Consider the following 10,248-nt stretch of genomic DNA (forward strand, 5'->3'; position numbering starts at 1 on the left):
ATTCATATATTAATTTATAGCATTTACATTGGAATAAGCTGACTATATAATTAGGATATTAATTAATAAAATAGATTATAAATATATTTTATTAATTATGTAAATTATAAAAGTATAGACTAAAAAGACAGGGGGAAAAGGCATGAAATCATTAAAGATTGCTTGTACTGAAAGAACTAGAAATTACTTTTTCACAGATAGGGAAACTATAGAAGTTGGTACAACAGATTATACTGATGTAGCAGCTGCTGTAGTTAATGAATGTGATATAGAAAGTATAAATGACATATATGATACAAAGTTTGGGATAGCAATATTTGTATTGGCAGAAAGTGATGAGATTAATGATGAGATTACAAATAAAGTACATAAAATAATACATATTAATGAATTAAATGAAGAAGAGTTTAGTAAAGAATTAAATAAGGCTGCTGATAAATATGAAGAAGAAATGTTACCTCCATTCTTTGATGTTTTAAGTGAATATTCAAGAAGAGGAAATTTACAGTTTGCATGTCCAGGACATCAAGGTGGTCAATATTTTGTTAAACATCCGGCTGGAAGAGCTATGTATGAATTCTTTGGGGAGAACATATTTAAATCAGATATATGTAATGCAGATGTTGACTTAGGTGATTTATTAATACATGAAGGTCCAGCAATGTCAGCTCAAACTTATGCAGCAAAGGTATATAATGCTGATAAAACATATTTTGTAATGAATGGAACAAGTACATCTAACTCTGTAGTTATAAATGCTATAGTTTCTCCCGGAGATTTAGTTTTATTTGATAGAAATAATCATAAATCAGTATATAACTCAGCTTTAGTTTCATCAGCAGGAAAACCAGTATATTTAGAAACTTCACGTAATCCATTTGGATTTATCGGTGGAATAGATGCTCATTGTTTCAATGAAGAGTATTTAAGAAGTGAAGCAGCTAAAGTTGATAGTGAAAAGGCAAAAGAGAAGAGGCCATTTAGATTAGCTGTTATTCAACTTGGAACTTATGATGGAACTATATATAATGCAAGACAAGTAGTTGATAAAATAGGTCATCTTTGTGATTATATTTTATTTGATTCAGCATGGGTTGGATATGAACAATTTATACCAATGATGAGAGAATGTTCTCCATTATTATTAGACTTAAAACCAGAGGACCCAGGAATATTGGTTACACAATCTATACATAAACAACAAGCAGGATTCTCACAAACGTCTCAAATTCATAAGAAGGATAGTCACCTTAAAGGCCAAAAGCGTTATGTAGATCATAAGAGATTTAATAATGCATATATGTTATATGCATCAACAAGTCCATTTTATCCTTTATTTGCAGCTTTAGATGTTAATGCAAGAATGCAGGATGGAGAAGCGGGAAGAAAACTTTGGGCAGATTGTATAAAGGTTGGAGTTGAAGCTAGAAAAGATGTTTTAGAAAGATGTGAATTATTAAAACCATTTATTCCGCCTGTAGTTAACGGAAAATCATGGCAGGATTATGATACAGAAGAAATAGCAAATAATATTGAATTTTTTAAATTCTATCCAGGAGAAAAGTGGCACTCATTTGAAGGATATGGAGAAAATCAATATTTTGTAGATCCTAATAAATTTATGTTAACAACTCCAGGAATAAATGTAGAAAATGGTGAATATGAGGATTTTGGTATACCAGCAACTATTTTAGCAAACTATTTAAGGGATCATAGAGTTGTGCCAGAAAAGAATGATTTAAATTCAATATTATTCTTATTAACTCCAGCAGAAAGTACTTCAAAAATGAAAGGACTTGTAGATCACTTAGTAAGATTTGAAAATCTTATAAAGGAAGATGCCCCATTAAGTGAAGTTTTACCTAAGCTTTATGCTAAATATGAAGAACGCTATAAGGGATACACAATAAGAAGGCTATGCCAAGAAATGCATGATTTCTATAAGAAAAATGATGCAAAGACTTATCAAAAACTATTATTTAGAAGAGATTCACTTCCAGAGTATGTTATGAATCCTAATGAAGCAAATATTGAGCTTAAAAGAAATAATGCCAAATTGGTACCTTTAAGTGATATAGTTGGAGAAATTGCTTTAGAAGGAGCGCTTCCTTATCCACCGGGAGTATTTTGTGTAGTTCCAGGTGAAAGATGGAATATTGTAGCTCAAAAGTATTTCTCAATTTTAGAAGAAGGAATTAATAGATTCCCAGGATTTGCTCCAGAGATTCAAGGTGTTTACCTAGAAAAAGAAGATGGAAAAGTAAGGGCTTATGGATATGTGTTAGATAAGTAAATATGAAATATAATTAAAAAATAACAAATCCGTTCTATATATTTAGAGCGGAATTTTTTTAGTTCAAATAATATTTATTCAACAAAAATATATATTTTTTTATAGAAATAAATTTAATTTTATATAAAATATGAATATATACAGAATTTACAAGAGGTGATAAAAATGAACAGAGAGTTTTACAAAAAAGCAAAAGAAGGGTTAAATAATAATAAAAATATTTGTATAGTAACTGTTATCAAAGATAAAGAGGACAAGCATTTAGGAAAAAAGATATTGAAGATTGATGATGAAATATTACTTGAAGATGAGAAAAATATAGAGTTTTATAACAAAATTATAAATAAAATTAATTTTAATGAGTTTGGAAAAACAATAAAAATAGATGATGATATAGAAATTATTATAGAAAATATTATATCAAAGCCTAATCTTATAATTTGTGGAGGGGGACATATAGCTTTATCTTTAGCAAGTATGGCAAAAATGTTAGATTTTAATACTACTGTTATAGATGACAGAGAGGAATTTGCTAATAAAGAAAGGTTTCCAGAAGTTGATAATGTAATTTGTGATAACTTTACTAATGCGTTAGATAGTATAGATTTTAATAAAAATTCATATTTTGTTGTTGTTACAAGAGGACATAAAGCAGATCAGGAATGTGTCGAAAAAATATTACAAAATAAATTTAGATACTTAGGAATGATAGGGAGTAAAGGGAAGGTAGCACATTCAATAAATCAGTTATTAGAAAAAGGATATACTACAGAGGATATAAATAAGGTTAATGCTCCTATTGGAATTAGTATAGGTGCTAAGACTCCAGCTGAAATATCAGTAAGTATTATGGCGCAAATTATTCAAGAAAAGAGTAATGGCAATGTATCTAATATTGATGAAGAAATATTGAATGATATTATTTATAGTGATAATAATAAAGTTTTAGTTAGCATATTGCATAAGAGAGGTTCATCACCTAGAGGTGTAGATGCTAAGATGCTTGTTAAAGATGATAGTAGCTTTATTGGAACTATTGGTGGAGGAATGGTTGAAAAGGTAGCATATGAAAAGGCTTTAGATTTAATAAAGGAGAAAAAATCACATATTGAAAGTTATGATTTATCTAATTCAGCTGCCGCTAAATTAGGTATGGCTTGTGGTGGAACTATTAAAGTGCTTTTTGAGTATATTGAATAAAATACGAAAAATGATTAAAGTAATATTATTTTTTCAAAAAATTAAAAGACAAACCTTACTATGAAGTTTGTCTTTTAATTTTTGTTTTTTAACTACAAAAATGGTGTTTAAAATAAAAAAATACAAAAAATATGTAAAAAAATATAGAAAATTATACACAAAATACAAATTATGTGTTAAAATCAACATATAGACAAAAACGTACATTTTATAACAAAAATAAAAATATTATTCGTAATTTATGTTTACTAGTTATAGGGGGATTTGTAATGAAAACAGGAAGTATTTATGATTTAGAAGGAAGAGTACCTTTAAAGCAAGCAGTTCCATTGGGGATTCAACATGTATTAGCTATGTTTTTAGGTAATGTATCACCTCTTATTATAGTATGTGGTATTTTAAATGTTCCTTTAGAGACTAAATCAATACTAATACAAAATGCAATGTTTATATCTGGAGCGGCAACATTACTTCAATTATATCCAGTTTTTAAAATGGGAAGTGGACTACCAATAGTAATGGGGACAAGTTCTGGATTTATAGGAACAGAAAAAGCAATAGGTATGGCTTATGGCTATGATGCTATTATGGGAGCATCTTTAGTAGGGGCAATTTTTGAAATTATATTAGGTTTTTTTATTAAACCGCTTAAAAAGTTATTTCCGCCAATAGTTACAAGTCTTGTAATAATATCTATTGGATTATCATTACTTCCAGTTGGAATAAGTTACTTTGGGGGAGGCTCATCTTCTCAGGATTTTGGATCACCTAAGAACTTATTAGTAGCTACTATAGTTGTTGTTGTTATTATTATTTTAAAGCAATTCACAGAAGGATTTTTAAGTGTATCATCTGTATTAATAGGAATAATTGTAGGATATATTGTATCTATATGTTTAGGTATGGTTGATTTTACAGAGGTTAAGAATGCAGCTTGGATTAGTTTGCCAAAACCATTTGTTATGGGGTTTGAGTTTAAAATAGACGCAATTATTGCTATGAGTATAATGTATATAGCTACAGCAGTAGAAACTGTAGGAAATATATCGGCAATTGCACTTGGGGGGCTTGATAGAAATGCCACTAATCGTGAATTCTCAGGTGGAGTAGTTGCAGATGGTATAGCAAGTGCGGTTGCATCAGCATTTGGAGTTCTTCCCAATACAGCATTTGGTCAAAATGCTGGGCTTGTAGCTGTTACTAAGGTAGTTAATAAATTTTCAATTATGACAGGAGCAGTTTTCTTAATTTTAGCAGGGTTTATTCCAAAGTTAAGCGCATTATTTTCAGTTATGCCACAATCAGTTCTTGGAGGGGCAGCTGTTATCATGTTTGCAATGATACTTGTAAGTGGGCTTCAATCATTGCTAAGAGAAGGATTAGATTCTAGAAATGGAATAATTGTTGCAGTTTCAATAGGATTAGGTATTGGGATTGGAGAAATGCCTGAAATATTAAGACATTTACCAGAATGGGTAACACAAGTCTTTGGAAATAATAGTATTATTATGACTTTTGTTATTGCAACAGTGCTAAATTTAATATTACCTAAAAAAGAAGAAACTAAAGAGAATAGTATTGAAGTTGAATAAGGTATGGTATAAAGTTTAAAATATAAATATGAAAAAATATCCACTAATTTTGTAAAAGGTTTAGTGGGTATTTTAATGTAATAAAATTATATAACTAAAAAGCATTAAAGGTATATTTTATAGATGGAGGTAAAAAGATATTGTTTACGATTAGAAATTATGTAATAGCAGAGAGTTTAGAACAGGCTTATGAATTAAATCAAAAGAAAAATAATGTTGTATTAGGTGGAATAGGATGGCTAAAGATGGGGGGAAGAAACATTCAAACTGCTATAGACTTATCAGCATTAGGTTTAGATAAAATTGAAGAGGATGAAGAATGTTTTAAAATAGGGTGTATGTGCACATTAAGACAATTAGAAACTCATGAATCTTTAAATTCTTATTTTGATGGAATAATAGCAAAATCAGTTATACATATAGTTGGTGTACAATTTAGAAATTGTGCAACTATTGGTGGAAGTGTTTATTCAAGATTTGGATTTTCAGATATATTAACAGCACTTTTATCACTAGATACATATGTAGAATTATTTAATAAAGGAATTATTCCACTTTCTCAATATAGAGATATGCCTTATGATAATGACATTTTAGTAAGAATTATAATAAAGAAAGATAATAGAAGAACTACATATTTAACTCATAGAAATAGTGCAACTGATATTCCTACTTTAGCAGTAGCAGTATCAAGATTACAGGATAAATGGAATATTGTAATTGGAGCTAGACCACAAAAGGCTATGACTTTAAATGCAGCAGAACTTTTAAGTGAAATTCCAACTCAAAAAGAAATTGATGAAGTTGTTGAATATGTTATGCGAAATGTTAAATTTGATAGTAATATGAGAGGAAGTAAAGAGTATAGACAAATACTTGCTAAGGTATTTATAAATAGAGCAATAAGTGAAATTACAGGAGGAAGCTATGGAAATTAAGCTATGGATAAATAATAAACTTTTTCAAGAGAATGTAGAAGCAGATATGTTACTAATTGATTATGTAAGAAGTAAAGGCTTTTTAAGTGTAAAAAGAGGTTGTGAAACTGCTAACTGTGGTTTATGTACTGTTCATTTAGATGGAAAGCCGGTTTTATCATGTAGTACTCTTGTAATGAAAGCAAATGGTAAAAAGGTAACTACTCTTGAGGGGTTAAAAGAAGAAGCAGAGGAATTTGGTGCATTTATGGCAGATCAAGGTGCAGAACAATGTGGATTCTGTAGTCCTGGATTTGTAATGAATGTGTTAGCAATGAGTAAAGAATTAGAAAATCCTACTGAAGATGAAATTAAGCATTATTTAGCAGGTAATCTTTGTAGATGTACAGGCTATATGAGCCAATTAAGAGCAATTAAAAATTTCTTAGAAGCTAAAAAGGAGGACTAGAGATGAAATACGTTAATAAAGGTATAAGAAAAAAGGATGCCATGTCATTACTTACTGGTAAGCCAGTTTATACAGATGATATAGTACCAAGTAATTGTTTAGTAGTTAAAGTTCTTAGAAGTCCTCATGCACATGCTTTAATAGAAGACATAAATACAACAATAGCAAGTAAAGTTCCAGGAATAGAGTGTATATTAACATATAAGGATGTTCCACAAAAGAGATTCACAACAGCAGGACAATCTTATCCAGAACCAAGTCCATATGATAGATTAATTTTAGATAAAAGACTTAGATGTGTTGGAGATCCAGTTGCTATAGTTGCTGGTGAAAATGAGAAGGCTGTTAATAAAGCTTTAAATTTAATTAAAGTTAAATATGAAGTTTTAGAAGCTGTTTTAGACTTTAGAGAGGCTTTAGATAATAAAGTTGTAGTTCATCCAGAAGAAAATTTTGTTGTTTTAAATGATTGGATTAATGCAGATAAAAAGAGAAATGTATGTTCAAAAGGTGATTTTACTTATGGTGATGTAGATGAAGAATTAAGTAAATGTGCTCATATAATAGAGCAAACTTATCATACTAAAGCTAATAGCCAAGCTATGATGGAAACTTTTAGAGCATTTACAGAGCTTGATACATATGGAAGATTAAATATAACAAGTGCAACTCAAGTTCCTTTCCATGTAAGACGTATATTAGCTAATGCCTTAGATATTCCAAAATCTAATATAAGGGTAATTAAGCCGAGAATAGGTGGAGGATTTGGGGCAAAGCAAAGTGTTGTTGCAGAAATATTCCCAGCTATAGTTACAATGAAGACTGGAAAGCCTGCTAAGATGGTTTATACTCGTGAAGAAAGTATGACTAATGGTAGTCCAAGACACGAAATGGAGATTAAAGTTAAATTAGGTGCAGATGAAAATGGTATAATAAAAGCTATTTATATGTATACATTATCTAATGCAGGTGCATATGGAGATCATGGACCAACAACTGTAGGTTTATCAGGTCATAAGTCAATGCCTCTTTATAGCGGAGCAAAGGCATATAAATTTGAATATGATGTTGTTTATTCTAATACTATGGGGGCAGGAGCTTATAGGGGTTATGGAGCTACTCAAGGATTATTTGCTTTAGAATCAGCTGTAAATGAATTGGCAGACAAGCTTAATATTGATCCTATTAAGTTAAGAGAAATGAATATGGTTGCTGAAGGACAAATAATGCCTGCATATTATAATGAGCAAGCAAATAGCTGCGCCTTAGATAGATGTTTATCAAAAGCTAAGGAAATGATTGATTGGGGTAATAAATATCCATGTAGAGATATGGGAAATGGAAAAGTAAGGTCTGTTGGTGTGGCTATGGCTATGCAAGGATCTGGTATATCAGCAGTAGATACTGCTGCAGTTGAAATAAAACTTAATGATGATGGATTCTATACATTAATGATTGGTGCTGCTGATATGGGAACAGGATGTGATACAATATTAGCCCAAATGGCAGCAGATTGTTTAGATTGTGATATAGATAATATTATTGTTCATGGTGTTGATACAGATCAAAGTCCATATGATACAGGTTCATATGCATCTAGTACAACTTATATAACAGGTGGAGCTGTTATTAAAACTTGTGAAAAAATGAGAAAGAGAATTATTGAAGAGGCCGCAAAAGCATTAAACTGTCCAGTTGAAAATTTAGAATTTGATGGTAAAAAAGTATTTTCAGTAATTGATGAAAAAGAAATAACATTAGCTGATATAGCTAATAACACTTTAGTTGGTGGATTTAGAACTATAAGCGAAAGTGAATCACATTATTCAGAAGTTTCACCTCCTCCATTTATGGTTGGAATTGTGGAAACAGAAGTTGATAAGTTAACAGGTAAAGTGGATATAATTGATTATGTTGCAGTTGTAGACTGTGGAACAGTTGTTAATCCTAACTTAGCAAGAATTCAAGCAGAAGGTGGAATAGCTCAAGGTATAGGAATGGCACTTTATGAGGATATAACTTATACTGAAAAAGGAAAGATGAGAAATGATTCATTCCTTCAATATAAGATACCTACAAGACTTGATGTTGGTAATATTAGAGTTGAATTTGAATCAAGTTTTGAGCAAACAGGACCATTTGGAGCTAAGTCTATAGGAGAAATTGTTATTAATACGCCATCTCCAGCATTAGCTCACGCAGTATATAATGCAACTAAGGTTAATATAAGAACATTACCAATAACATCAGAAAAAATAGTTATGGGAATGCTTAAAAAATAATAGTATTACGCACCACATGGGAGCGAAAAAGTGAAATATTTATTTTCCGGGAACTGTGAAATTTTCACCTAGAATTTATATCTTTGTTCCATTGAACTTGCTAAAGTTGTAAAAGTCGCTTACGCTTCAATACAACTTCTTTACGCAAGTTCAATTCCACAAAGATTAAATTCTACGGCTTAATTTCAATGTTCTCTCCAAATTAATATTTCATTTTTTCTTTTTTCATGTGTTTACCTATAAGATGACACTTTTATAGTTAATGTTTTCTGCTACAAATTTTTCTCATATGATATTTAAATAAAATATAGTAGAAGTCGTTAACCTTTAAGTTTGTTATGAGGAAAATTATATCTTTTGGTTTGAAAACCAGTGATAGAGAAAAATTAATGATATTATCGGAAGGAATATTGTAATTAAATTCTTAACGTAAATTACACTATTCCTGGAGGTAATATCATTAATTTTCGTCATCACGGCATTCAAATATTGATGAATAATTTATATAGGAGGATGAGGGATGAGGATTAATTTAATACTTTTGGCGGCGGGAAATAGTAAGAGGTTTAATGGAAATAAATTATTGGCAATTTATAAAGATAAGCCAATATATATGTATATAGTTGAAAAAGTGCTTGATTTGAAAGTAGATAAAATAATATGTGTAACTCAATATGAAGAGATAAAAGAAGCTTTATTAAATACTAATATTAATGTTGTTATGAATGATAATAGTAGTTTAGGAATTTCTAGTTCTATAAAATTAGGTATAAATTTTGATAAAAATGCTGATGGCTATATGTTTATGGTATGTGACCAACCATTTATATCAATAGAAACATTAAATTCGATAATATATAATTTTATTAATGGAGATAAAGGTATAGTTTGTATTGGTTATGGAGATAATACAGGTAATCCGGTTATATTTTCAAAAAGATATATTAATGAATTATTATTACTAGAAGGAGATATAGGTGGAAAGAGAATATTAAAAAGGCATTTAAATGATTTAAATATAGTAAATGTTGATAATGAAATTGAGTTAATTGATATAGATACACAAGAAGAATTTGGTGAATTTACTGATTTAAAATGTTTGTATTAAAATATTTTTTTATTTTTATAAAAATTTTTAAAAATAGTGTTGACTTTTGTTTAAAAACACTGTAATATACAAAAAGTAGTCAGCAAGACATGTGCAAGGCCCCTTGGTCAAGCGGTCAAGACACCACCCTTTCACGGTGGTAACAGGGGTTCGATTCCCCTAGGGGTCACCATTTTGACTAAAAGGAATATCAACTTTGTTGAGTAAATTCCATTAACTAAATCAAAGATTTAGAATGTCATTTGTGCGGGTATCGTATATCGGTAATACTCCAGCCTTCCAAGCTGGAAAGGTGGGTTCGATTCCCACTACCCGCTCCATAAGCGTGTTTAGCTCAGCTGGATAGAGCAACGCCCTTCTAAGGCGTGGGCCAGGAGTTCGAATCTC

General features: G+C 30.1%; 7 protein-coding genes and 2 tRNA genes. All 9 read left to right on the forward strand.

What is annotated here, in order from left to right; genetic code table 11:
- Window positions 1-142: 142 nt before the first annotated feature.
- Window positions 143-2,293 (forward strand): ornithine decarboxylase, encoded by a 2,151-nt coding sequence (gene speC / locus Q0Y03_RS03715; protein ID WP_297712482.1) that lies wholly within the window; start codon window positions 143-145, stop codon window positions 2,291-2,293.
- Between the two features lie 165 nt (window positions 2,294-2,458).
- Window positions 2,459-3,493, forward strand: coding sequence for an XdhC/CoxI family protein (locus Q0Y03_RS03720; RefSeq protein WP_297712483.1), 1,035 nt, complete (start codon window positions 2,459-2,461; stop codon window positions 3,491-3,493).
- Between the two features lie 269 nt (window positions 3,494-3,762).
- Window positions 3,763-5,085 (forward strand): nucleobase:cation symporter-2 family protein, encoded by a 1,323-nt coding sequence (locus tag Q0Y03_RS03725; protein WP_297712484.1) that lies wholly within the window; start codon window positions 3,763-3,765, stop codon window positions 5,083-5,085.
- A 140-nt stretch (window positions 5,086-5,225) separates the two neighbouring features.
- Window positions 5,226-6,023, forward strand: a complete 798-nt coding sequence (locus Q0Y03_RS03730; protein WP_297712485.1) for an FAD binding domain-containing protein — start codon at window positions 5,226-5,228, stop codon at window positions 6,021-6,023.
- Window positions 6,013-6,471 carry a (2Fe-2S)-binding protein gene (locus Q0Y03_RS03735; RefSeq protein ID WP_297712486.1) on the forward strand — a complete coding sequence of 153 codons (459 nt, stop codon included), beginning with the start codon at window positions 6,013-6,015 and terminating at the stop codon, window positions 6,469-6,471. The genes Q0Y03_RS03730 and Q0Y03_RS03735 overlap by 11 nt, the downstream gene beginning before the upstream one ends.
- Window positions 6,472-6,473: 2 nt before the next feature.
- Window positions 6,474-8,753, forward strand: coding sequence for a molybdopterin cofactor-binding domain-containing protein (locus Q0Y03_RS03740; RefSeq protein WP_297712487.1), 2,280 nt, complete (start codon window positions 6,474-6,476; stop codon window positions 8,751-8,753).
- Window positions 8,754-9,273: 520 nt separating this feature from the next.
- Window positions 9,274-9,861: a nucleotidyltransferase family protein gene (locus tag Q0Y03_RS03745; protein ID WP_297712488.1), complete on the forward strand. Its 588-nt coding sequence runs from the start codon at window positions 9,274-9,276 to the stop codon at window positions 9,859-9,861.
- Window positions 9,862-9,958: 97 nt separating this feature from the next.
- A tRNA-Glu gene (locus Q0Y03_RS03750) sits at window positions 9,959-10,033 on the forward strand.
- Window positions 10,034-10,107: 74 nt separating this feature from the next.
- Window positions 10,108-10,181: transfer RNA gene (locus Q0Y03_RS03755), tRNA-Gly, on the forward strand.
- The last annotated feature ends 67 nt before the right edge of the window (window positions 10,182-10,248 follow it).

Origin of the sequence: Clostridium sp. (assembly GCF_026168755.1) — a bacterium.
Classification (GTDB): domain Bacteria; phylum Bacillota; class Clostridia; order Clostridiales; family Clostridiaceae; genus Clostridium.